The organism is Treponema sp. R8-4-B8, from assembly GCF_054786175.1.
Window position 1 is genome coordinate 1 of the sequence record NZ_BDHE01000004.1, and the last position, 24,929, is coordinate 24,929.

The window sequence follows — 24,929 nt, forward strand, 5'->3', positions numbered from 1 at the left end:
CGCGGCTCTTTCAGTCCGCTTCCCGGTAAGCGGATCAATAAAGATGATCGAAATGAGTCCATTTACCTTTTTTTGACGTATGTAATATTGTTGGCGCATACATCCTCCTTTTTTGGCAAGTTTTTGGCAAAACCCACATTATAGGAGGAATCACGCCTTTAAGGTAGCGGAAGTGATTCCAAAAAATTAAGCTAATTCCTTATCCTGTAAAGACTTAACTTTTTGCCACCTCGGAGAATTGAACTCCAGACACGCAGATTTTCAGTCTGCTGCTCTACCAACTGAGCTAAGGTGGCTGACACTGTTCTAAACCTTAACCTATTTAAGTATGCCAAAATCATCAAAAAGTGTCAATAGTGGCATACATATTGGAGATATGGGGATTCGAACCCCAGGCCTATAGATTGCGAACCTATCGCTCTACCAACTGAGCTATATCCCCGGTGCTTCTACTATTTAGCCCAAAATTTTTGTTTTAGTCAAGATGTTGGAGATTCGCAAGAGGTTCACACGAAGAGCACAAAGGTATAAAGATCACAAAGGAGAAAGAGGGGTTTTTGTCCGTTATCTTATCGTAAAGTCCAAAGCCAAACCTTCAGACAACAACCCCTGCTCCTGTTATATCTCTACTACGCGCGTATTTGTGTAAACCTTTCCGCTCTCTAGGTTCGCTCCCTGTTCGTGTGGTTCGTGGTTAAAAATTAAACAACCTGTACCATCCACCCCTTTGTGTCAGGCAGAGTACCGTATTGAATGCCTTTAAGCGTGTCGCGAATATCTGTGGTAAAATCGCCGTCTTTGCCGTTGTTGAACAGTACTTTTTTGCCATTGTAGGTAAGTGAGGTAATGGGGGTGGCTCCTGCGGCGGTTCCGCTGACAAAACATTCCTTTGTCGATTCAAGGGCTTCGTCTATTGAGATTTTGCGCTCCGACACTTTTACTTTCCTGTCATGGGCAAGCTCTATTATGCTGGCGCGGGTAATGCCGGGAAGGATTGTGTCGCCTAGTTCGGGCGTTACAAGCTCGCCTGATTTTAAGTAAAAGAAAATATTGCATGACGAACCTTCTTCTATATACTTGCGGTGGGTCGCGTCGAGAAACACGCATTCCATGTAACCGGCTTCCAGGGCTTCGGATTTCGCTAAGGCGGACATAACATAGTTGGAACAGGCTTTTATCCAGCCGGTGCCTTTGGGCGTCGCGCGGATACGGTCTGAAACAACAGCGTCCGAATTGCCGGATGAGAAATAGGCGCTTACGGGAGTATTGATTACCAGCACATAAGGCTCGTGGGACAGGTTTACCCCAATGCCGCCTTCGGCGATAGTAAAGGGTCTGATATAAACGGCGTCCGCCGTCATATACGAATCTTTTTCCCATTCGCTGTTATAAGACGGTTTAAAACCAAGAGCGGCGTTACGTTTGACCGTTTCTTTGCAAACGGAGACAAATGTCTCTACTGGGAAAGGCGGCATGCGCATCCCCTCCATCGAGCGGTAAAAACGACGGGCGTTTTGATCCGGCCTGAAGATGGCAAGTTTTCCGGTTTTCTGCGGGAAGGCTTTTAGTCCTTCAAAACACGCTAATCCGTACTGGCTTGTATAGTTGACAAGAGGCATATCCCCGTAGCAGTTACGGGAATTTTCCAGCTTGGCGCGATCTTCGTCGCTCATAGCCGCTTCCTCTTCCTGAGTCTTGTGCGGTTTTTCCAAATATTCCTCGCTCCATTTTCCGTCGGAAAATCTTGAGCGGTAGGTAATTGGATAAGTGTTTAATGCAAAGGCCATATTTTACTCCTTATGCTAATAATACAATTGATGTTAATGTCTTGCAATAGGTTATCGTTTCTTTTTTAAATCGCGCAATTTTTTTCGCATAGCTTCTGCCTTGTTAAAAAGATTGTACATTACCTTTTTATACCGATAATCCCAGCTTCCAGGACGGTGTATGATCTGCCCGCCAAATCCGGTTTTAAACCTGTAAAGGCCGGCCATAGGGTGATTGGGATCTTCATTTGGGGGTATGCCGAAAAGATCGTAATTTTGACATCCGGCTTCTTTCGCATCCTGCATGGCTTTCCATTGAAGGGCGTAAGGAGCCATTAAATTTCGCTTATTATTAGAAGACGCCCCGTAAAGATATGTCGCGTCTTTTCCGCGAAAAAGAACGACAATAGCCGCGATTACTTCATTTTCATGTTCAGCAGTATACAAGCGGATAAATTGATTTTTTTTACTTTGTTTCTCGCATACTTCAAAAAGCGTCCTGTAATAATTAATTCCGTGTATGGCGATACCGTCTCTTGCAGCCGTTTCTTTTAAAAGATTATAGAATACTTCGATATCCTTAACCCCGCAGACGTTCACTTTTACTCCCTTTTTTTCCGCTAAAGAAACATTGTACCGCCATTTTGGTTTCATGGACGCGAGTATTTCTTCGCGCGAAAGATTTAGATTGACGATGACGGTATCTGGCGGTTGGACTGTCGCCGCCGCTTTTTTAAAACCAGCGGATGTGAACATGACTGATTCATTTTTAAAATTTTCATCGCCGTCTTTGTAGTGCCACGGAGGTTCAAAGCGTATAAAGGCGGTGTCTTTTGAAAAAAACGGTTTTAATTTAACAGCAAGCTCAGAAAGGGCTTTTGCCCTGTCTTCGGCGGGGAAAAAATCAGGAAAACTCCCCCAGGGGACATACGCGAAGGATAAGCCAAGGCCAAAAACTAAAGCGAAGCGGCGGCAAAGGGCCAATAATGGCAGCGTTTGCGAAGTCTCTCCGTATTGCCAATCAATCAGGAAAGCCTTCGCGGTTGAGTCAAAGCGGGATTTAAATTCCCCCCACATTGAAGATTGTAAAAAAGAGTCGGCGTTTTCACAGACACAGAGATCGGCTTCTTTTATGTTGGAGATAAATTGCGTTTTAATGCCGCTTGCCGTATTAGTATTTTTAGTTTTAACGGCGGATATGTCTTCCATTTTGTTAGTGATAAATGATGTTTTTTTCTCGCTTGCCATATTAGTATTTTTTGTTTTATCAGCGGATATGTCTTCCATTATATTAGTAATAAATGATGTTTTTTTCTCGCTCGCCGTATTAGTTTTTTTTGTTTTATCAGCGGATGTTTCTTCCATATATTCTATTAATGCACTTCGCCTTCGGGAATTATTTTAGTATGCACGGGATTGCCGTTAAGACACAATTTTTTTCCTCCGCAAAAAACGGTATTGTCCTTCACGGCGATTGGATACGAAAAAAACATGTCGATGTCTATTTCCGCCGCAGCGGGAAGAGCGTCTTCTCCTTCGGGTAAAAGCCGCGTTCCAGTGGGACAGTCTCCCGCGTCAAGAACTTCTACGCGCTCTACTGGCTGGCCGTCGGGGCCTACTCCGCCCTTGTCGCCTGCGGCAAGGAGCATCCCCCTCGATTCAATGCCGCGCAGTTTCGCGGGTTTTAAGTTATACGCTACAATAATTTTCTTTCCAAGCAATTCTTCTTCTTTGTAGAACGGTACAAGGCCTGAAACAATTGTCCGCTCTTCACGAACTCCCGTCACTCCCTCCCCCACTTCAATCTGTTCAATGTAAAGTTTATCGGCTTTTGGGTGCCTCTCTATTTTTTCAATTTTTGCCACGCGCAAATCCACTACTGAAGAAAAAGGTTTGCTTGCCGTTGTTTGAGCGTTATCGCTTTCCTGCCTCTCTTTCTGGCTCCCCGAAAAGCGGATGCGTAAGGTTTCAATTAATTCATCTTCCAGTTTGTTAAAAAGAATTTCGCTTTTTATTTTAATATTCCCTATGCCGTCCGCTTTTCCAATGTCTTTCCAGTTAAGATTGCTTCTAAGTTTAAGGCCGAAGAACGAAGCGATTTTTTCCGCCGCTTGTGGCATATAAGGCTCTATTAACACTGACAAATCGCGGACAATGTAGGTAAGGTCGCGTATGACCGCTTTTGCTTTTTCGGGATCGTCATTTCGCAGCCGCCACGGCTCATTGTCCTGAAAGTATTTGTTCGCGAACGAGGATAGTTCAAATATTTCCCTAAAAGCGTCACGTAACTCGGCTCTGTCAAGTTTTTCGGTAATTGAATTTTCCAATCTTACAACTTCCGCCCAAAAAGCGCCGTCGCTTTTTCCATCGGGGATTATGCCGTCATAGTAGCGCGTAACAAAGGAGAGCGTGCGGTTTACCAAATTGCCTAAATTGCCGATAAGCTCGCCGTTTACTTTTTCTTTAAAGTCACTCCATGTAAACATAGCGTCTGATTTTTCAGGCCTGTTGTAATAAATATAAAAACGCCACACGTCAGCGGGGATTCCAGTCCCTTGTACGTCAGTGCCAAAAACTCCAACCCCTCTTGATTTTGAAAATTTGCCGTTTTCATAATTTAAGTACTCGGTGCTTGACATGTGGTGTAACATTGTCCATTTTTCCCCGCTTCCCAAAAGACTGGACGGGAAAATTACCGTATGAAACGGGATATTGTCTTTTCCTATAAACTGAAATAACTCAGTCTCATTAGGGGTTTTCCACCAATAATTTACAAAGTCACGCCAATTTCCCTTCTCTTCACCTAACGTTCCGGTTATTGAGATATAGCCTATTGGCGCGTCAAACCAGACGTAAAACACTTTGTTTTCGTAACCCGATTTCGGCACGGGGATTCCCCATTTTAAATCTCTTGTAATAGCGCGTTCTTTAAGGCCGTCCCGTATCCAAGCCTGAGTCATCTGAACGGCGTTATTCGCCCAGAATCCTTTTACGGACGCGGTTTTTATCCATTCTTCAAGTTTTTCCCTAATTGCCGGAAGATCAATGTAAAGGTGATTTGTCTTTTGCAGGGATGGAGTACCGCCGCAGGCGGAACATTTAGGCTCTTTTAAATCGGTAGGGTCCAACAATTTGCCGCAGGTCTCGCATTGATCGCCTCTTGCCTCAGCACTGCCGCAGACGGGGCAAACGCCGCGAATATAACGGTCGGCGAGAAACCTTTTGCAATTAGAACAGTAAAACTGTTCTATCGTTCTTTCGCAGATAAAACCGGCTTTATCCAATTTTAAAAATATATCCTGAGTTACTTCAGTTTGTATGGGAGTCGAAGTGCGCCCAAATTTGTCAAAGGCGATGTTAAACCATTTATAAATATCGCTATGAATAGCGTGATAGCGGTCGCACAGTTCTTTTGGAGTTATGCCTTCTTCCGCCGCTTTGTTTTCAGTAGCGGTTCCGTACTCGTCCGTACCGCAGACGTACAACGTCTCATAACCGCGAAGCCTGCAAAAACGCGCGAAAGCGTCCGCCGAAAGCACTTGAATAAGGTTGCCTAAATGAGGCTCGTTATTGACATAAGGCAGCGCCGATGTAATTAATCTTCTTTTCATACATGTTATGATAACCAAAAAGATAAAGTAATTCAATACTTTTACGCCAAGACCTCACACACGCTAGAGAAACGCACGGCGTAGCCGTATAGATGAAAAATGCCACGCAGCGTAGCACCAATAAATGCCGCTGTCTGTAATAAATGTAAGGCGGCCTTTAGGCTGCCGTCAGTGCACAGAACACAAAGGTACGAAGAACACAAAGAGGGAAGAAGGGGTTTTTGTCCGAGGGCTATATATGAGCTTCACGATAAGATAGCGGACAAAAACCTTTAATCCCTTTTCTTTGTGATCTTCTCTTTCTCCGTGTTCTTTGTGTGAAATCTTCGGATTTTATTAGTGTGAAAACTTTAAGCTAAACTCATTCGTCCATGCTTCGTTACTTTTAAGGGAGATTGAAAACACAGGCAGTATTATTGTCGCCTGATAAAGATCGTTGTTAAAAACAGGGGTAAGAAATCCTGAAAAAGGCCTTATGGAGCCGATTAAAATCTGCACTTCGTTTTTTACGTCCAGAATTTTTAAATTGCCCGCGTCAAATTTACCGCTTAAATGAATATCTTTCCCGTTATTGTCAACGGCGTAAAAACGGACATACTCGTCAGTGACATTCGCGAAAGCAAAATAAATTATGGGGCTAAATTTAAATTTTTGCGTATCTTTACCCGTATTTTTTAAATTATATGAAACCGTAATAACGTCTTTTTTTATTAAATAACATTTATTTATCTCTATGTCTCCAAACGGCATATCGCCGCCAAAGGCTGGAAGCTTAAAGCATGATTTTCCTTTTTTATCCTGCGCTATTGATTCATATTGCTCAATAAAACAAAGCCTTGATTTTTCAGTAATAACGTCTTGGGGCTTATCAGTCTTTGTCTCAAACGGGAGCAGAACGTCGGCAAAAGACGCGCGCCTGCCGTAATCGTTTGAACCGCAGTCAAGATAATTCCATTCTTTGGGCAGATAATCAAGCTCAAAAATGCAGGCGCCCCTGGGTTGAATGTAACAGTTAATTAAGGCATCCTGAAAAATAAATTCTTTTACGCCGTCAAAATCAAAATCATACTGTATTAATGACGGAATAAATTTTCCGTTTTCACGGGACATCATTTCCGCGCGCAAGAGCGAACTGTACGCCGCCTTGCGAAGTTCTCCCCTGATATGCCCGCCGCCGGGGGAAAAAAGGCTTGAGTCCTGCGCCTGCCAAAGTTCTTCCCTCGCGTTTAATTTGCGGGATTTATCCCCCTTTAACTGATTTATTAATACATTAGTAAAAATCATTTTAGAATATATGCCGCCCGATTCGTCATGTTCAATTACAAAATTTCGCGGCGAATAATTATTCCGGACGGCGGATGAGTTTGGAAAACTCCCCTTTTTAAATGTTTTATGGATTCTTAATAACTTAGAAGGCAACGTTGTTTCTACAATTTGCTCGGATAGGGATATTTCTTCAAAAAAACGGTTCCATGCCGTGTCGGGCGCTTCCTCAGGAGACGATGAAACTTTATCAGGAAATATGCTGATTATTTTTTCGGATTCGCACTTTCCGCATACTTCGTCAAATTTATTTTTTAAATCGACAAAAACTTGGGAAAAACTTTTAATCGCCAGCTCTTCTTCCACGGATAAAGAGACGGGAAAAACAGTTAAAAGCCTGCCCTGGTCCTCACTGATACAAGGTGAAAAAAGACCCGAGCCTTTTATCCCCGCCTGTACAAATTGTTCCTGTGAAAGAAAGGTATAACTCATATCGCTTGTGGAAAGCGTTGCCGCAAGATGCTGTTCCCACGCCATTTGCGGAAGCCAGCAGCCAATTGGGCGTTTTCCAAAATGTTTGCGTATATATGTCGTCATTAATTCAATCTGTCCAATTCTGTCCTGGAGCGGAATCAGCGGAAAACTCGGCTCAAAAAATCCGCCGCCTAAAAGCTCGATCTGTTTTCTTGTAATCATATCTTCTATTAACATAAGAAACTCAGGATGGGTGCGTTCTATCCAATAAAATAAAACGCCCGAGTAATGTAAAACCGCCTGAATGCCGGAATAACGGTAAAGGTTGGATACAAAGGGGCGTACTTTATTTTCATAAACATATTCAAATTCGCTTTCCGCGGAGCCGGAGGGAACATGGGCGTGAGAGCCTATAATCAGGTAAATCTTATTGTTTTCTTTCACCCTGCGCTAATCATCCTGAAAAACAACAATGAGGCGGCGGTAAAAATAAGCGACAACAGCCCCATTGCAATAAGAACTAACGGTTTCCCCCTGATAAAAACCGAAACCGCTTCCAATTCCGCCCTTCTGCGAATTTCCCTTATTATCAAATTAACAAGAAAAATACCAAACGTAAAACCAAAAGAAATCATTAACGCTTCTTTAATGTTATTCGCGATATTTATGCAAATAAAAACGCAGGCGGCCGTAATTCCATCAGGGAAACTTATAAAAGTTTCCGTATTCTCCTTGTTTTTATATAAATAATGGAAAATTAAGAATTCCAAGCCGTCATAAACAATGGCGCTTATAGGAAATAAAATCACATATACAAAAATGCCGGAAAATAATGAAAAAAGCACTTTGGAAAAAAATAACCATAAAAGAATTATTGAAGAAAAAATAAGAGCTAATTTTATTAATGTCGTTATATTAAGATTTGATTTTGAGTCAACCGCGCCTTTTATTCCAAGGCCGCATTGCAATACAATGTTAATGGTAAATGCTGAGTAGATAAATAACAGTAAAAGATGAGTATTAGCCATTGCCTATTCTTCCTTTCCAATACTGATATAAACAGATGAAATATCCCAATAACAAAAGAGAACCTGCGGAGGCCGCAAATATGCCCATTGGAAAAAACGCGCCTGATTTAAAATACATAATTGTAATCATCCCCTGATAAGTCCCGGGAAATGACAACATGCAATAAGATAAAGGTTCCCTTATTATAGAAAACGCTATAAGCAAACCTGCCAAAGAAGCGGCTTTTGAAACCGCGTCTGACAAATTTTCAAAAATATCAATATAAGCGCCTTCACACATAGACAGCACTTGCTGAATAAAATCAGGGCTCGCGCAGAATAACGGAACAAGAAGCAGCAGCATAAAAACTTCCATAACGGCAAACGGGCACAGCAGCCAGAACAACAACAGATATATGCTGCTGAAAAATGACGCCAAACAAGTAATTATTACGCCCCTTCCTTTTACAGGCAATAATTTCTTCTTTCCTACCAACTCTAAAGAAGCGTATGTAATCGCGGTAAGACCGTATACCCAAAACAAACACCCCGCGACGGTAATCGCCCATGACAAGCGCCCCGAAGCCATAATTAAAAGCCCCGCGCCCGTTAAGCCGCCAAGTGGGGAAAGAGAACCCCAAAAAGAATGTTGCCGGCTTAAGCTCATCTTACAGCTCCTTGCGGTATTGAAAAATTTTCAAGCGCCGCTTCTTCTATTCTGCCAACATACATTTGCAAAATACTCTTTGGCAATCCGTCAAAAATTTGCACGGCATGGGCGCTTAAAGGAAATATTTCGCTCACAGTACCGTTAGGTGAAACTATGGCTCCAAGCGGGACAAGTATGCCGTCCTTAAAAACCGTAAAAACAAACATTTTATCCGCAGAATTCATCGAATACCAAAACCCTAAAGTTTCCGCTTTTCCGGCTTTTGCATGTAAATATTTAGAAACCCTCCGTGAATCGTCATTATTCATAAATACGCTGTTTACCGCCCGTAAAATATAAAAGGCATGCACCGATTGAATAGAAATCCAAAGAACGGAAATAAGCAGCAAAATCCCGATAATCCATCCGAGTAAAATAGCCTTGTCTTTCATAGGCGGTTCTCCTGGAACTTGCCGCGATTACTACGGGAGGAGAGAAAAACTTTTTCCTCAAAAAGCCTGATAAGGGGCGTTAGGCAATTTGTCAGAGCAATGGCTATTAAACAGCCCGTATAGTCCATACACCTGTACCTGAATAACCATGAAAGGAACGCGCTTAAAACTGTTGTAAACACAAGACCCGGTGTTAATTTGGCGCCGCTTGCCGGTTCCGCCGCAAGAATAAAAGCCGCCGCAATTGTGCCGCCTGAAAAAATGCCGTACAACATATCTCCGTTCCAATATGTTTCCGATAAATCACCGGCAAACCGGATAAGAAAACCGTAAATGGCAAGAAAGACCAACGGTACCCAGCCCCGGTTAATCCCGACGGCGGTAATGACTATAGTGCCAATCAGCAGAAAAAACAAACCTCTGTCTGTAATAATGCACGCGTTGTTATTAAAAAGAAGATCAATGTAACCCGACGGCAACTGCACGCCGGCAATGGAAAAAATCGAACCGTTAAAAAAATCAGTAACAGAACTGTCCAGTTTGCTTATGTCGGGCGCGATTATCATTTCTGAAATTGACGGAGTTGAGCCGTTAAACGCATTTGTAAAAGCCGAAGGCCATGAAAACCGTATGAATAACCAGCCGCCAAGAGCGGGGTTAAGCCAATTTGCTCCAAGACCGCCAAAACTGTACTTTACGACAAGAACCGCAAAAGCGGCGCCTAAAAAAACAAACACAGGGTGTATTTGATTCGGCAAAAGTATGGAAAGAATCATCGCCGTAGCGGCGGCGCTTCCGTCTTTTATTTTTTCCGCCCTGTATTTACGCCATGTAAGCAAGAGTTCAATAAATAACGCGGAAAAAAACGCGGTAAAAGCGATAATCAGCGTCCTTCCGCCGTCGCTGAAAGCCGATTGAAGGACGCATAGAAACGCGCAAAAGCAAACAAGCCACATTCTGCCCGCGCTGGGAACGGAGATATTTATCTGAGGTTTCTGTAAAATAGTTACCTTGCTTTCAGGCACTAATACCCTCCCGATTATTATTTAAAATAGTTTCAACTAACGGCAGGGCGGAAGGGCAGACAATTTTACAGCATCCGCAGCCGTGGCAGCCTGTCGCTTCAATGTTTACAGCTTCCTGCGCTTGAATCCGCTTGTAAATATTCTGAGGATCAAGCCCTATGGGACAAACCGCCCTGCACTCGCCGCAGTTAATGCAATTTTGCCGGGGGTGAATTGCGGCCTGAGACTTTGCCATGGCGACAATGGCGTAACATGATTTGCCGACAGGCTCGTCAAGGTACTTCACTTCCCTGCCTGAAAGGGGGGAACCCGTTAAAATTTTCGCGGGCTGCTCTATAAAGCCGCCGCACTGTTCGATGACTTCGCCAATTCTAGTCCCTATTCTAATTTTCATTATCTGAGGTTTTCTAACGGCCGAACCGCCAACGGCGACATAACGGTCAAGAATAGGTTTTTTATGCACTACCGCGTCATTAACCGCGGCAAGAACGGCGGGACCTAAAATTAACAGAGAACCTAAATCTGCGTTTTCTCTTTTCTCATATATTCGCAGGGCAAGCTCCAGTTCCCTGCTGTTTCTCTGAGGATAACGGCAACCCGTTAAAACAAGCGAAGACGGAATGTCAATATTCTCCGCAGATGACAGAAGCTGTTCGCCCAGTTCTTTTTCATTATGTGAAACGGCAAAAATAATCTGCGTTACTTTAAAACACGCCTTTGCCACGATAGCGGCGCCTTCTATAACAGCGCTCATTCTGTCGCGGCAAAGAACATAATCGGCGGCAAGCCAAGGGTCGTCAAAAACACAGCGGATTACAAGAGTCAATTTGTCTCTTTTTCTCGCGGCGGAAATAATGTCGGAAAGCGGCCTTTCGTCATTGTACATTTCTACAATTCCGTAATCGGAAATTATCCGCTGCAAATCATAACCGTTTAAGCCGTTCCATATTAAAATTTCCTCTTTCCTGCCCAGTCTTTCAAACGCGCCTTCCAGCTTAATTACAAAAGCGTCATTAACAATTTTATTTCTGTCTTCCCAGAAGACTTTCCTGATGACTCTGCCGGGAATCGTAGCGTGCACATTTGCCGTCCCGGCGCCCGACGCCCTGCCAATCAACATTCCTTCTCGGACAAATTCCCCAATACTCACTATAGGATAGATAGGTTTTGCTTTGTTTCCTAGTGAAATAACTGAAAGCGCCGGCAAGAAAGCGTTTTCGGTTGATGTTTTTGCCGGGGAAGTTGGGTCTTCATAGTGAAGCCCTCCCCGTGGAAAAGAATATTTCTTCATAAATTAAGCGTCCTTACGGCCGCGCAAAATGCTCCCATCATTATACAACAGTTTATTATTCCAGTTAATACCTATTGAGCGTAATTTTCCTGAATTTTTTTTTAAGCCGTCAAAAGCACCGCTGTTAGAACCGTCGTTTTTTCCTCTGAAAAACAACCCCGGAAATAAAAACAATAACAGTGTCAATAATGACAGATTCTCCTGAATTCTCCCCGTACTTTTGCCTGAATTTACAATGTCGCCGTTATTTACATTGTTAAAAAAATCCATTAAGTGTTTTAACGGGAAACCCGGAAAATCACTCATTTTTACAGATTGGCCCGCGCCCGTTTTATTCATGGAAACAAGCCCGTCCGTATCATAGGAAAAAGCCGGAAAAGCCGAAGAAGACGCGTCCAACCGGCGCGTTGAAAACGTTGTTTGATACGTCAGATGATCGAAATAATCCTGCTCGGTTACTATACTGTCAAATTTATTGCCAGAGTCATAGCTTCCGGACATAAACGGCGTAAAAAACATCGCTAAAAAAGCGCCGATAACAAATGGTAAAATATACATTGGAAAAACAAATTCAGGAAAACGCCTTCTTAATATCATCAGCGGATTAAATTTTTTGTGTTCCACCCCCGAAAAAGAAACTATTTTAAGCGAAAAGAAAAAAACGGCAAAAGAAGCGGCGGTAACTAAAACTAAGAATAAAACTTTTAATTGGGAAAACATGGTCAGAATTGACAACGCCGCCGCAAATACCGGAATGAAAAGCCAGTAAAATTTATAGGGCGCGATTATCTCCTTATAAATATTTTTTAATTTTTTCTCTTTCTTTATTAACGGTGGAGGATTTACAAGTTCATTAAGCGGCTCTTTTAACAGAATAAAAAGGGCGAAAAGCAAGGCTGCGCTTCCGATGCCGGCGGCGCCGAAAAAACCAAGCGAAGAAAGCACGGGTATCATCGGTATAATATTAACTATACTGCGGTGTACTTTTCTTTTCGCATAACACATTATAAGAAGAATGACTGAAGCCGCGGCGTAAATAATAAAGAAAAGCGCGAGCGGTCGGCCTATCCCGTAATATTCAACGGAATAGGGAATATCCCCCATTAATTCATTAAATTTTTTATCCAGAAAATTGGCTTTCCAATTGCCGGTAAAAAGAGGCACATAAACAAAACGTTTGCCGTCTTTTACAAATACGTCTCTTAATTTGCCGGCATAACCGTCGTTACGCGGGTCAAATGGGAAAATCCTTGATGAAAACTGATCAAGGGGTATCCTTTTTATTGAATCAAATTCATCAAGCAAAACCCACTGTGAAGACTCGCTGACAGGAATTCCGCCAAAAAATAAATCCCCTGACTCCAAACGGGAAAGGATCGCCGCATCTTCAATTGAGTCATCAGTAATTAACACTGCGTATCCGCCGCGGAATTCTTCGTACCCCATAGCGGAACCGATATAAAGAAGACCTAAAGCCGCCATCAGGGAAACAAGGCTTGCAAGCAAAACAGAACGAAAAAAGGACATATCACGCCTAAAAGATATAAAAACAAAACGAGATTAATATGCCTAATCCGGCTCCGACTAACACTTCAAGCGGAGTATGCCCATGAATTTCCTTTACGGAACGGAATTCCAAACCCGTTAATTTAGCGGATTGCCTTCCCAGATTATTTAACGCTTTTGCCTGCAAACCGGCGGTCCTCCTGACCCCTAATGAATCACGAAGAACCACCATGGCGAAAACAAGGCAAAAAATAAAATAATTGGAATCAAAACCTTCGTAAATTCCGGCGGATGTCGCAAGAGAGCATACGGCGGCTGAATGGCTTGATGGCATCCCGCCCGTGCGCCAGATTACGGTTTCTATCGCGTCCCACTTTTTCCTGTTTTTATTCATTAGTAAATAAAAAAACAGTTTTAAAATTTGCGCGGCGCACATGCTTGAAACAGTGGATAAAAATATTTTATTCGTAAATAAAGACTTTAAAACTGCCGCTGCTGTCATTATATTATAATCCATTAATATGCGGGTTTTGTCAATAGGAGCTTCTTTACTCGTCGCGGGTGAAATAACGGTAAAAATACGGTATAAATAACATATGGAACTTATTACGGGAGAAAATGACAATGGGCGCAGACTGGACAGAATTTTGCGTAAGGCGCTTCCCGATTGTCCGCTGTCGTTAATTCACCGCCTCTTGCGCTTGAAAAAAGTGCTTGTAAATGGGAAGCCGGGAAAAGCGAATGACCGCCTTGAACGCGGCGTAAAAATTTCCATACCTTCTTTAGAAAATACGCAAACGCGAGCGCCTAAAATACGCCAATTGCCAAAACCGGAAATTCTATGGCAAGGTTTGGGACTGATAGCCGTTAATAAACCTGCGGGGCTTGCGGTTCACGGAGATAACAGTTTAGACGACATGGTCCGGTTTTTTCTCGCGGATAAATTGCCTCCGTCTCTGTCGTTTAAACCCGGCCCTTTGCACAGGCTGGACAAACCGTCAAGCGGCATTGTTGTTTTCTCCACAAGCATAGAAGGCGCCCATCTTTTCAGTTCTCTTCTGCGGGAAAGGAAGGTGCGTAAAACTTACCTTGCGGTTGTGGAGGGGACTGTAAAGAGCGAAGAAATCTGGCAGGACTCTCTTTTCCGCGACAAAGAAAAGAAAAAAACTTTTGTCTCGCTTGATAATTCCGGCGGCGGTAAAAACGCGGTTACAAAAGTTACGCCTCTTGCCTCTGACGGCAATTATACGTTAATCAAAGCGCAAATTGCCACAGGAAGGACGCATCAAATACGCGCTCAGGCCGCATTCCACGGGCATCCGCTGGCGGGCGATAAAAAATATGGCGGGAAAATGTTCGGCAAAAAGAGCGGCTTTTTTTTACACGCGTGGAAACTTGAGTTCTTGGAATACGCGATCACTGCTCCCTACGGCAAAAATCAATTGCCGGAAAGCGCGGCTTCAAATTTGCAAATAACATTAAACGCGCTTTGCGGATCTTTTTGAGAGCGCAGTTCCGATTTAAACTGAGGATTTTCTATAAGCTGGGCAAGATGCTTTAGTATCCAAAGAAAATTATCCGAATCTTCAACGGGGGAAACTATCATAAAAAGAAGATGCACGGGTTCTCCGTCCAAAGAATCGTACTGTACGCCTTTTTCAGATATGCCCACCACGCAGCAAATTTTCTTTACGGCGTCGGTCTTGCCGTGCGGAACGGCAATGCCCTTATGAATTCCCGTAGACATTTTTGCCTCGCGTTTTACTATTGCGTCCAGAATTTGAGCAAACGAAGGCGAGTTATTTGTTTTACAATAATGGGCTACAAGCTCTTTAAACGCTTCATTCTTATCTATCGCTTTTAAATTTACTTTGATGAACTCCGGCAATAATACGTCTTGAAGGTTCATTTAAACCTCCTATCTTTTTCGGCTGACATCCCTAATTGTCAATATTGTCGTTTTCATTATTATCGTTAGAGGCGTCATCCGCGGGAGGTGGCGGATTTATCGCTTCTTCAACCCAGTTGGTTCCCGATTCCTGAGAACTAAGCATCTTCACTTCTTCCTCAATGCCCGTTCCCGCGGGAGTGCGGCTGAGCAGAGCCAAACCCAGGCTGATTACGAGAAACAAAGCCCCTAAAACAGTGGTAGCGCGTGTAAGGAAATTGCCGGAACGGGAACCAAAAGCGGTATTTGAACCGCCGGCAAATATGCCGCCAAGACTGTCCCCTTCTTCATTTTGAAGCAAAACCAATAAAACAAGCAAAACCGCGTCAATAACGAAAAAAACCAATAAAACTACCGTTAAAACACCCATCTGTTGACTCCAATTTAAGTCTAACCGCTATAAACGGTAAGACTGATTAATCGAATTAATAAATATATTTATGAGTCTACTGAAAATGCAAACTTTATGCAAGTAATCAAGTGCAATAATTCGGATTTTTTATTGTTTTTTTGATAAAAGGCTGTTTTTCCTTGCCGATAGCCCTGTTTTTTCTTACTTTTCATGGTGTGAGGATATTAAAAAATAAATTTAAATATCGAATCTGCAATTTAACAGCGGGTATTCAGGCGGTAAACAATAAAAAGCGCTTTTATATCCATATTACAAACAGGAGGAAACAATGAGATTAGAAACAACGGCAAATAATAATAAGTCATATTTTATTACACAGGCTGTAAAAGGAGATTGTTACTTAAGATTAGGGATGCACTATTCTAACCAAAATAATTATTTTAAAGCTACGGAATGTTTTATTGACGCGAAAAACATCTTTAAAAATACCTTGGGCAGGGAACATCCCGGATATATCCAATCATTACATAATTTGGGAGTGTTATACTACAGTATCGGCGATTACGCCAACGCCCAAAAATATCATCTTGAAGAAAAAACCGTATTGGAAAAAATGTCATGTAAAGAAAATGTTTCATACATGGAAGCGTTAGTTAATTTAAAAAACGCGTATTACGCCCTGGGTAATTATGAAAAAGCGATTAAATGTTTAATAGAGATAAAATTTATTCAGGAAAAGATATTAGGAAAAAACCATCCTGATTACGCCCAAACATTACATAATTTAGGAATATTATACGGTAAAATTAACGAACATGAAAAATCCAAAAGATGTTATCTGAACGCGCTGTTTATCAGAGAAAAGATTTTGGGAAAAGACCATCCTGACTACGCGGTTTCTTTAAACATCCTTGGCGGGTTATATTTTTCTTTATATGATTATGAAAACGCCGAACACTATTTATTGGCGTTAAAAACCATTTATGAAAATAATCAGAATAAAAACCATCCCGGTTATGCCGTCTCATTAAGCAACTTGGGACTGTTATATATTAAAACGGGCAATTATGAAAAAGCCGAACGCTGTTTATTGGAAGTAAAAACAATCAATAGAAAAAATCATGGAAAAAAACATTATGAATACTCTAACCTGTTAAATAATCTGGGATTGTTATATCATAAAATGGGCAATTATAAAAAATCGCTTGCCTGTTATCTTGAAGTAAAATCCATTGTTGAAAAGACGTATGGCAAGAATCATCCGAATTATGCCGCCGCGTTAATTAATTTAGGAGCGGTGTATTACAGCATGGGAAAATATTTAAAGACTGAAAACTGTTATTTTGAGGCAAAAGCCATCAGGGAAAAGGTATTTGGCAAAGAACATTCAAATTATCTCATGCAGTTAAACAAACTTGGACAATTGTATCACAGCATGAGAGACGGAGTTAAAGCCCAATATAACGTCTTTTGGAGGAGAAAACCATACGCTAGAAATTACGCGGCGACTATCATCCAGAACAACAGCAGTTATGCGCTTATTTAACGGCGCGCTATTGGCTTACCCTGCTGCCCGGCGGCACGGATTGCGTTATCCACACGCTGCCTCCGATAACGCTGCCGCGGCCAATAATAGTCTCTCCGCCGAGAATTGTCGCGTTAGCGTAAATTGTAACATCGTCTTCGATAGTCGGGTGGCGTTTACAATTGCTTTCCTCTTTTTTTACGGAAAGCGCGCCAAGAGTAACGCCCTGGTAAAGTTTAACATTTTTCCCTATAACCGTAGTTTCCCCTATTACAACGCCCGTTCCGTGATCAATAAAAAATGACTCGCCTATGTCCGCGCCAGGGTGAATGTCAATGCCTGTACGCCCATGAACAATCTCGCTCATCATACGCGGGATAAGGGGAACCTGCCGCGTCCAGAAAAAATGCGCTATTCTGTGAACGGAAATCGCCTGAAAGCCGGGATAGGAAAGAATCACTTCATTGTCGCTCTTCGCCGCCGGATCCCCGCGCACGGCGGCTTCTAAATCTTTTTCTAAAATGACCCTGATTTTAGGCAGTTCTTCAAAAAATTCTTCAACGACAAGGGCGGCTACGGCCCCGCAGCCTTCATGTTTGCAATTTAACTCTCCATGCCGCACTGAAAAAGCAATACTCTTCTCCACTTCGCGTTTTAACGCCAGAGATAATTTTTTTACTTTTCCCACAGTAAGCTTCCGCAGAGCTTCACTGTCCGTGCATACATTTTCCAGAAAGCCCGGAAAAAGCAGTTTTTCAAAGTCCAATAAAATATTGTCGATGCTTTCCCTTCCCGGAAGATTAATCGCTCCCGAATGATTAACCATGCCGTAAGCGTCGTAATTTTCAAGAAGCGATTCTATGCTTTTTTCAAGTCTTTTCACGCTGACTCTCCTTCGCCGGCTTTGTCAACTAACGTTGAAAGATCGCCGCCGCCTTTGAAACGCAATACGTTCACCATAAAAATATTTAACTTGTTGACAATATTCGGCGGCAAGAGGTTGCCGTCAACTTCCACCGACAGTGTCGGGTAGTTCCGCTCGCGCGCCCACGGAGTGAAAAGCCCCTCGATTACGCGCCCGATAAGGCAGGCAAACGGGCTTATATTCACGATACCTGAATAACCTTCGTCCATTGCCGCCGCCGCCGAGCCGGAAGAAACGGCTATCTCCGAATTAAGTTCCAAATTAACAAAATGCTTCACCGTGTATTTCATGATATGGCGCATATCGTGGGGCGTTTTGGGGATGAGGCCGGTCGGCTCCAAAATGGCAAGAACTTTCTTTTCGATATGATGTTTCCACCATTCTTCAATTTGAAGTTTTTTAAGGTCTCTTGACGGTTTGGAAAAAAGCCTTGTGCCTGGTTTTCGCAGCCTAATAAGTTTTTTAAGCGCGTATTCGCGCACAAAGTCCAGATAATGAATCCATTCGCTGACTCCGGCGACTTTTACGACGATACCCCGCTCGCTCATAAGTTCGATTAATTCGCCCACTGCAAAATCATCGCGGCGCACATAAATCTCTCCTACAATCAGAACGCGCGGGCAATCCGCGACTTTTCTTTTTAACGGTATTTTTTTTACATCCGCCGCGACATGTTTAAGCTCTTTCCACAACGCTTTAGGGTTGTGTTCTACAGCGTGCATAACCTTGCGCCATGAATGTTCATAATCTTTTTCCGCTTTTACGGGATCAACGGCAGCCGCCAATAGGGAGCATTGAATGTCTTTTAAATAGTCAGATAACACCAAACCTTTCCACATCTCTTTCGCGAAACTTGGGCCAAGCTCGGTGTATGAATTATCCGCGGAGAGGATAAAGACCACTACGTTTTCAAGGCGCAAATCGCGGAATAGGTTTTCGTAGAAGATATAATACTGGCCTGTCCTGCAAGGGCCGGTCGTTATAGGCACAAAGAGAAGATAAAGTTCGTCTTTGCGGTATCTGTCACTGAAGAAAAATTCCAACGCGCTGCCTAAAACCAAATGGCTAGGGACGCATTCCTTACCTGACGCATGGGCGCGAGCCGCCTGAATCGTCTTAGCTGTCGCCACGGGCATTGCCTCGGCGTTAATGCCTAAACTGCGAATGGCGGCGCCCATGTACTCGGTGGAGATATTTCCCATGTTGGACAGGAGCACTTTTACCCTCTTGTTGTCTATTACGGGAATTCTCTCACCTGTTTTTATATTGTCTATGCGTAAATCGTACTCGCCTGAATACATTTTTTCGCAGACAAACCTCATTCCGTTGTCATAGCGTTCTTCTTCAAACTGATTTCTCTTTGCGCGGTAACCGTCAATTATGTCGAGAAACGCCTCGACGCGGGTATCAATTCCGGCGTCCGCGGAATGGGAATCCAACTCAAGCACAAGGAAGGGTTTTTGCCCCATCATCCATTTCACGTAATGGAGAATGAACGAATCGGGGGCGCACGAAAAGTTGGAAACGAATGTAAGATAAATGTTATCTTCTTTTTTAAGGAGTTTTGACGCTTTTAAATCCTGCTGGCCGTAGAACCAGTACATATTCGGGAAAATAACCTCGTCGCGGAACGGCAAGATGTCAAACGGGATGATTGAATAGCCGCGCGTTGTAAACTTGCGCGGAATACCCATGTTCGCTTCCGGCGTGAAGGCGTTATACGGCCTGCCCAAAACGGCGATAACAGGCCGATTTGATTTCCGCGCGTCTTCAAGCGCTTGATGACCCATTTTTTCCACCGCTTCAAAATAGCTTTTCTGTTTTGCCCATGCCGCGTCAAACGCCGTTTTAGTTTCCGCCTCGCCGATACCCAAAAGCCTTGTCATCTCGCAAAACAATTCAAGCGCTTTTCCTTCGCCAAATTTAAAACTCACGACAAGCGGCAACCATTTCTTTTTATCAATGTCAGGGAAAGCCTTTTCCATATAATAAGGAAGAGCCTGAGTAATAGGGCAAAAGTTAGCGTGTACTTTTTCTTCATAACTCGGCATATCGCGGAAATGCGGCAGAAGCACATAATCCGCGCCCTTATCAAGACAGTCCTGAATAGCGCCGTGGGCGATTTCAGCGGGGAAACAGTAAGTCGATTCAGCGCGAGCAACTCCAGCGTGGGCCACTTCCGTAGAAAGAAACGTTTTAATCCCCAACTCATGGAAGAACCAACTGTAAAGCGGATAGAGGGTATGCACGGAAAAAGCTCTAGGAATACCGACTATAAAATTCCTTTGCGCCCTACGAACCGAAGGTTCGACGCCTTCGCGAGAGTTATTCTCTAATAATGCCGGCGCGGCAAATTCTTCAAAGAGCATCTTCTGCCGCTTCTCGACATAATCAAACACAGGCACGTCTTTTACCTGCTTACGCATATTCGTGTATTTGTTACAACGCCCGCCAAACATGTATTTGTGATTGTTGACATTTAACACTTGAATCGGGCAGAGATTTTCGCAGGATTGGCATTTAAAGACGCGCTCATAGCCAATCTCGCGGTTAATAATGTCATCTAACACAACGGCCTGCTCGGCGAGAAGCCCGTCGTCCCTTTTTCGCTTTGCTAGTAACGCTACGCCGAAACAGCCCATAAGTTCTGGTGACGGCGGAACAAGGATTTCCTTATTCAGCAGCATGGCAAACGCGAGGGGAACCGCCGGGTTTTTAGCGACTCCGCCTTGAAGAAAAATCTTGCCGCCTATGGTGCGATTTCCCACGACGCGGTTAAGATAATTCGACCCTATGGAACATACAATCCCCGCCGTAATATTTTCCCTGCCCGCGCCCTGCTGAACCGCCTTGCGAATATCGCTGTTAATAAACGCCGAACAGTGTTCGCCGAATTTACACGGCGACGGAGCGCCTAACGCTATCGGGCCAATATCTTTCGCGTTGTGAATTGACAAGTCTCCCGCGGCGGATTCTTCCAAAAATGAGCCTGTTCCCGCAGAGCAGGCCTCATTCATCGCGTAGTCGATAGGCACGCCGTTTTTAAGAAGAACATATTTCGCGTCCTGTCCGCCAATCTCAAAAATTGTTTCCACTTCTTTGTCAAAATAAGTAGTCCCGACGGAGTGCGCGATAATCTCGTTGTACACTCCCGGAGTTTCCAAAAACACGCCCAGTATTTCTCTGCTTGATCCCGTTGTGGCTACAAGGCAAATGTCAATTTTTTTATCTCCCGTATCAGCGATTATTTTTTCCTGAATAATCGCAAGGCACTCCTTGAGCGCCTTCACCGGGTCGCCGTGTGTGCGCCCGTAGTGGCTCGCTGTAATCTCATCAGTCTCTATGTCAACAAGGCACGCTTTGGTAGTGGTGGAACCGCCGTCAACGCCCAGAATGTATCTGCGACCGGCTTTCACTTTGCCGTCAGGTTTTTCAAAAACTTTTACTTTGTCCTTCCAATCACGTAACGCTTCCAATGAGCCGAAGCGGACATCGTTTGCCCTAAGCAAATTGTCGGCGGAAGGCAGCTTACTGCCAGATTGCAGCGCCATAACCGCCGCGCCAAACGCCTCGAAGACGGGGGCTGTGTCGGGAATGATAAATTCAATATTTGGAGCTTTTTCGCGGATAAAGCGGATAATATGGCGGTTAAGGGTGATGCCGCCGGTGAGCGCTACCCTGCCCGACGTAACCTTCGCGCGTTTTAAAAAGTCTATAACTTTAACCGCCATTACGTCGGATAGCGACAGCACAATATCGTCCTTTGTCGCTTCGCGCTTGTTAAGCCTGTGCGTGCAATCGCTTTTCATAAACACGGAACAGCGCGTGGAAAGGGCGTACACCTTCGCGGTGTCAGGCACCCTGTCGATATCGTCCAAAGTCATGTCCATGCGGGCAAGCTGCTGTTTCAAAAACTCGCCCGTCCCGCTCGCGCATTTATTGCCTGAAAAACTGTTTATTATTTTGCCGTCGGCGTCCAAAGAATAGACGATAAGGTCTTCCCCGCCCATGCTGACCACCGCGTCGGCTTTAATCCCGAGGTTTTTCAGAGCGGCTTCAACGCAGAGCGGTTCCAAAGTGCCGCTGACATCGAACATAAAACGACCTTCATTGCCCGTTACAAGAGCCGGAATGCCTTCGGGGACTTTTCCTTCAGCCAAAAGCTTATGCACCGCAGCGCTAAAATCCCCTTCATGAGGCGTAAAAGCCGTCCATACGGGTTTATTGTCTTCCAATAAAGCCATTTTCAAGCTGGTAGAGCCAATATTTATACCAAGCGATTTCATTTTGTTATTTTAACAGAGTTGTAATATTGATTCAACAAGGTGAAATGGCTTTATTGAGCATTGGTAAAAGAGAAAAATCTCTTGATTTTTATGTAAATTGAATATAATTTATTTATAGAAAAAATAATTCTTTTTGTTGGTATATTTTTAATAAGCAAAACCAGATCGGGAAATTAACAGACAAATTACGCAGAGAAAAAGAGAAGGATTGCAAATATTGAAACAGCCGACGGAAGGAGCAAATAATGCGTACATTCAGGAAAGGCGGCAAACAACCGCAGCGGAGAGGCTGGCAAAAAACACGGCCGCCAATGAAGAATTAGCGAAAAAAGAATTTCCCAATGAAACATGGGTTAAAATTGATAATTTAAAACTTAAACACGTAACCATGCCAAAAAATGCGACCGAAATTCTTGTGGCAGAGTCAAGGTTACCAATAAACAAACAAGAGGAATTGGATTTTCTCAAGGAAATAAAATCAGCAATTATATTAAAAGATTTAGGGGCTAGTGTTACCCTGATTCCCAGACTTAAAAGACCTGATGGTAACGGATTTCTTCCCGGACCAGACGCGATAGTCAATGGTTCGCTCTTTGAATTTAAAGAAGTAACCGGCAGAATGGACAAAATTGGAGCAAGATTTAATTACTCAAGGAAGCAAGGAAATAATGTCTATATTCGTGTTGCTAATCTACGATTAACGAAATCACATGTTATGAGTTATATGGCAAGATTAATAAATAACCCAAAATACAAAGGTGGTTATAAGGGAAACCTAATTCTTACTTTTGGAACCGATAATGAACAGAAAACATATTTCTTTAAAATCAGTGATTTGAAGAAATACATTTGTTCGGGAACCCAGTTGGTTCCCGAACAAATCCGAAAATGCCTTGCGACATCTCCGTAAGTTACCGATGCTACAAGGCCGCCTCGGTAAGTGGCACTATATATAATATCGCATTGGAGAGGGGAATTGTCAAGTTTTTTTGCCGTTAATGCGGCTCAATTCATTATTTCGCGTTGTTTCGCGGTAATAAAACTCCATTTTTTTTCCGAAAATCAGATATGAAGCTTCAAAAATTTATTTTCTTCCTATTAATAGCCATTCTTCTAAACACATGTAAATCAACCGAAACAATAAAAGAAATTTTTAAGGAACCTGAACCCAAGCCTGAAATTGTTCCTCAACAGGGGCATAAAGGGCCTGTTTTATCGGTAGCGTTCAGCCCTGACGGCAGCCGGTTTGTTTCAGGATCAGGCGATAACAGCATTAAGCTTTGGGACGCGGCGACGGGCATGGAAATAAAAACTTTCACCGGCCACACTTCATGGGTTAATTCGGTAGCATTCAGCCCTGATGGAGCGCGGATAGTTTCAGCCGGTTCTTATGACAATACCGTTAAACTTTGGGACGTGGAGTCAGGGACGCTGATAAGAACCTTTTCAGGGTTTATGGGCATGACTACATCCGCGGCGTTCAGTCCCGACGGCAAACAAATTCTTTCCAGTTTCTCGGACAGCATGGTTAAACTTTGGGACATATCGTCAGGAAGAGAAATAAAAACTTTCTGGGGTCAGTTAGGGATGATTACATCCGTGGCTTTCAATCCTAACGGCAAACAGATCGTCTTTTTGGATCAAACCGATAATACCGGAAATTTTTTGGCAACTATAAAAAATTTAGACGTGGTTACAAGCAGAGAAGTTAGAACGTTTCCAAGATACAGGGAAAGCCTCTATTCAATCAGTTTCAGCCCCGACGGCAATTTAATTCTTTTTGGTTCGGGCGACGGCAATATAAAAATATGCGACGCGGCTACAGGCAAGGAAATTAAAACATTATCCGGCCATACAGGCTGGATTAATTCCGTTTGTTTTAGTCCCGACGGCGCTCAAATAGTTTCCGGCTCAGGTTCCAGCGATAACACGATTAAACTCTGGGATACCGCGACAGGCAGGGAAATCAGAACATTTTCCGGACATACTTCATGGGTTTTTTCAGTAACATTCAGTCCTGACGGCAAACAGATTCTTTCAGGCTCCCGCGATACAAGCATCAAACTATGGGACGCTAAAACAGGCAAATTAATCAGAACAATCGGCATTCAAAAGTCATAATAAACTCTTGTCTTTTTTTGTAAAAGTAATATAATTAACATAATTTATTTATAAGGAGAGAAATATGAAAAAATGGGTTTGTTCGGTTTGCGGTTATGTGCATACTGGCGATCAGCCGCCTGCACAGTGTCCTACCTGCAAGGCTCCGGCTGAAAAATTTAAAGAACAGGTTGCGGGCGGCAGTTATGCCTCTGAGCATGTAGTCGGGATCGCGAAGGGCGTTGACGCGGACATTGTAAAAGATCTGCAAGCGCACTTTAACGGCGAATGTTGCGAAGTTGGAATGTATTTGGCTATGAGCCGCGTGGCGGAGCGCGAAGGCTATCCTGAAATCGCCGACGCGTATCAGCGCTACGCTTATGAAGAAGCGGAACACGCCGCGAAGTTCGCCGAGCTTTTAGGCGAAGTCATAACCGACAGCACAAAGAAAAATCTTGAATTACGCATAGAAGCCGAATTTGGCGCCTGCGCGGGAAAAACAGACATCGCCAAGAGAGCAAAAGAAAAAGGTCTAGACGCGATTCACGACACAGTACACGAAATGGCCCGCGACGAAGCCAGACATTGCGCTGGATTTAAAGGGCTTTTAAAGAGATACTTCTAAAAAGTTAGAAGTGAATAGTGAGTAGTGAGCAGTAAGGATGTTGTTCGTTATACGCTCGTGAAATAACACGTTGCGCTTGCTAACAACAACCTCACTGCTCACTGCTAATTGCTCACTGCTCATT

20 protein-coding genes and 2 tRNA genes are annotated in these 24,929 nt (G+C 43.4%); 5 read left to right on the forward strand and 17 right to left on the reverse strand.

The window, feature by feature from the left end; translation table 11 throughout:
* Positions 1 to 223: 223 nt before the first annotated feature.
* The 13 genes from ACYVRA_RS01155 to ACYVRA_RS01215 form a co-directional block, all read right to left on the reverse strand.
* Positions 224 to 296: transfer RNA gene (locus ACYVRA_RS01155), tRNA-Phe, on the reverse strand.
* A gap of 73 nt (positions 297 to 369) precedes the next feature.
* Positions 370 to 442: transfer RNA gene (locus tag ACYVRA_RS01160), tRNA-Ala, on the reverse strand.
* 259 nt (positions 443 to 701) lie between these two features.
* On the reverse strand, positions 702 to 1,787 hold the full coding sequence (gene ilvE, locus ACYVRA_RS01165) for a branched-chain-amino-acid transaminase (protein ID WP_461250915.1): 1,086 nt from the start codon (positions 1,785 to 1,787) through the stop codon (positions 702 to 704).
* A gap of 51 nt (positions 1,788 to 1,838) precedes the next feature.
* Positions 1,839 to 3,131 carry a lipid II:glycine glycyltransferase FemX gene (locus ACYVRA_RS01170; protein ID WP_461250916.1) on the reverse strand — a complete coding sequence of 431 codons (1,293 nt, stop codon included), beginning with the start codon at positions 3,129 to 3,131 and terminating at the stop codon, positions 1,839 to 1,841.
* Between the two features lie 8 nt (positions 3,132 to 3,139).
* Complete coding sequence (gene metG / locus ACYVRA_RS01175; RefSeq protein ID WP_461250917.1) at positions 3,140 to 5,377, reverse strand: methionine--tRNA ligase; 2,238 nt, start codon at positions 5,375 to 5,377, stop codon at positions 3,140 to 3,142.
* 336 nt (positions 5,378 to 5,713) lie between these two features.
* Complete coding sequence (locus tag ACYVRA_RS01180; protein ID WP_461250918.1) at positions 5,714 to 7,558, reverse strand: alpha-amylase/4-alpha-glucanotransferase domain-containing protein; 1,845 nt, start codon at positions 7,556 to 7,558, stop codon at positions 5,714 to 5,716.
* Positions 7,555 to 8,142 carry a hypothetical protein gene (locus tag ACYVRA_RS01185; protein ID WP_461250919.1) on the reverse strand — a complete coding sequence of 196 codons (588 nt, stop codon included), beginning with the start codon at positions 8,140 to 8,142 and terminating at the stop codon, positions 7,555 to 7,557. The genes ACYVRA_RS01180 and ACYVRA_RS01185 overlap by 4 nt, the downstream gene beginning before the upstream one ends.
* Positions 8,135 to 8,788 carry a hypothetical protein gene (locus ACYVRA_RS01190; RefSeq protein ID WP_461250920.1) on the reverse strand — a complete coding sequence of 218 codons (654 nt, stop codon included), beginning with the start codon at positions 8,786 to 8,788 and terminating at the stop codon, positions 8,135 to 8,137. Before ACYVRA_RS01190 ends, ACYVRA_RS01185 begins: the two co-directional genes overlap by 8 nt.
* Positions 8,785 to 9,222: a hypothetical protein gene (locus tag ACYVRA_RS01195; RefSeq protein ID WP_461250921.1), complete on the reverse strand. Its 438-nt coding sequence runs from the start codon at positions 9,220 to 9,222 to the stop codon at positions 8,785 to 8,787. The genes ACYVRA_RS01190 and ACYVRA_RS01195 overlap by 4 nt, the downstream gene beginning before the upstream one ends.
* Positions 9,219 to 10,247 carry an RnfABCDGE type electron transport complex subunit D gene (locus tag ACYVRA_RS01200; protein ID WP_461250922.1) on the reverse strand — a complete coding sequence of 343 codons (1,029 nt, stop codon included), beginning with the start codon at positions 10,245 to 10,247 and terminating at the stop codon, positions 9,219 to 9,221. Before ACYVRA_RS01200 ends, ACYVRA_RS01195 begins: the two co-directional genes overlap by 4 nt.
* Positions 10,240 to 11,538 carry an SLBB domain-containing protein gene (locus ACYVRA_RS01205; RefSeq protein WP_461250923.1) on the reverse strand — a complete coding sequence of 433 codons (1,299 nt, stop codon included), beginning with the start codon at positions 11,536 to 11,538 and terminating at the stop codon, positions 10,240 to 10,242. The genes ACYVRA_RS01200 and ACYVRA_RS01205 overlap by 8 nt, the downstream gene beginning before the upstream one ends.
* 3 nt (positions 11,539 to 11,541) lie before the next feature.
* Entirely contained in the window at positions 11,542 to 13,065 is a 1,524-nt protein-coding gene (locus tag ACYVRA_RS01210) for a hypothetical protein (protein ID WP_461250924.1), read from the reverse strand.
* Positions 13,066 to 13,072: 7 nt separating this feature from the next.
* Positions 13,073 to 13,561: a divergent PAP2 family protein gene (locus ACYVRA_RS01215; RefSeq protein ID WP_461250925.1), complete on the reverse strand. Its 489-nt coding sequence runs from the start codon at positions 13,559 to 13,561 to the stop codon at positions 13,073 to 13,075.
* A 79-nt stretch (positions 13,562 to 13,640) separates the two neighbouring features.
* On the opposite strand from ACYVRA_RS01215, the gene ACYVRA_RS01220 reads away from it, so the two are divergent.
* On the forward strand, positions 13,641 to 14,549 hold the full coding sequence (locus ACYVRA_RS01220) for a pseudouridine synthase (protein WP_461250926.1): 909 nt from the start codon (positions 13,641 to 13,643) through the stop codon (positions 14,547 to 14,549).
* Here ACYVRA_RS01220 and ACYVRA_RS01225 read toward each other — a convergent pair.
* Both ACYVRA_RS01225 and secG read right to left on the reverse strand, forming a co-directional pair.
* Positions 14,483 to 14,953, reverse strand: a complete 471-nt coding sequence (locus ACYVRA_RS01225) for a PTS sugar transporter subunit IIA (RefSeq protein ID WP_461250927.1) — start codon at positions 14,951 to 14,953, stop codon at positions 14,483 to 14,485. The two genes, ACYVRA_RS01220 and ACYVRA_RS01225, sit on opposite strands and share 67 nt — an antisense overlap.
* A gap of 31 nt (positions 14,954 to 14,984) precedes the next feature.
* Positions 14,985 to 15,362: a preprotein translocase subunit SecG gene (gene secG, locus ACYVRA_RS01230; protein ID WP_461250928.1), complete on the reverse strand. Its 378-nt coding sequence runs from the start codon at positions 15,360 to 15,362 to the stop codon at positions 14,985 to 14,987.
* 310 nt (positions 15,363 to 15,672) lie between these two features.
* Here secG and ACYVRA_RS01235 point away from each other — a divergent pair, with 310 nt between their 5' ends.
* Complete coding sequence (locus ACYVRA_RS01235) at positions 15,673 to 16,890, forward strand: tetratricopeptide repeat protein (protein WP_461250929.1); 1,218 nt, start codon at positions 15,673 to 15,675, stop codon at positions 16,888 to 16,890.
* 7 nt (positions 16,891 to 16,897) lie between these two features.
* Here ACYVRA_RS01235 and epsC read toward each other — a convergent pair whose 3' ends face one another.
* A complete protein-coding gene (epsC, locus tag ACYVRA_RS01240) occupies positions 16,898 to 17,752 on the reverse strand; it encodes a serine O-acetyltransferase EpsC (RefSeq protein WP_461250930.1) in 855 nt (284 codons plus the stop codon).
* Entirely contained in the window at positions 17,749 to 22,080 is a 4,332-nt protein-coding gene (locus tag ACYVRA_RS01245) for an acyl-CoA dehydratase activase-related protein (protein ID WP_461250931.1), read from the reverse strand. Before ACYVRA_RS01245 ends, epsC begins: the two co-directional genes overlap by 4 nt.
* Before the next feature lie 208 nt (positions 22,081 to 22,288).
* On the opposite strand from ACYVRA_RS01245, the gene ACYVRA_RS01250 reads away from it, so the two are divergent.
* The 3 genes from ACYVRA_RS01250 (at position 22,289) to ACYVRA_RS01260 (ending at position 24,805) form a co-directional block, all read left to right on the forward strand.
* Positions 22,289 to 22,990: a hypothetical protein gene (locus ACYVRA_RS01250; RefSeq protein WP_461250932.1), complete on the forward strand. Its 702-nt coding sequence runs from the start codon at positions 22,289 to 22,291 to the stop codon at positions 22,988 to 22,990.
* Positions 22,991 to 23,148: 158 nt separating this feature from the next.
* Entirely contained in the window at positions 23,149 to 24,201 is a 1,053-nt protein-coding gene (locus ACYVRA_RS01255) for a WD40 repeat domain-containing protein (RefSeq protein WP_461250933.1), read from the forward strand.
* A gap of 64 nt (positions 24,202 to 24,265) precedes the next feature.
* Entirely contained in the window at positions 24,266 to 24,805 is a 540-nt protein-coding gene (locus ACYVRA_RS01260) for an NADH peroxidase (protein WP_461250934.1), read from the forward strand.
* The last annotated feature ends 124 nt before the right edge of the window (positions 24,806 to 24,929 follow it).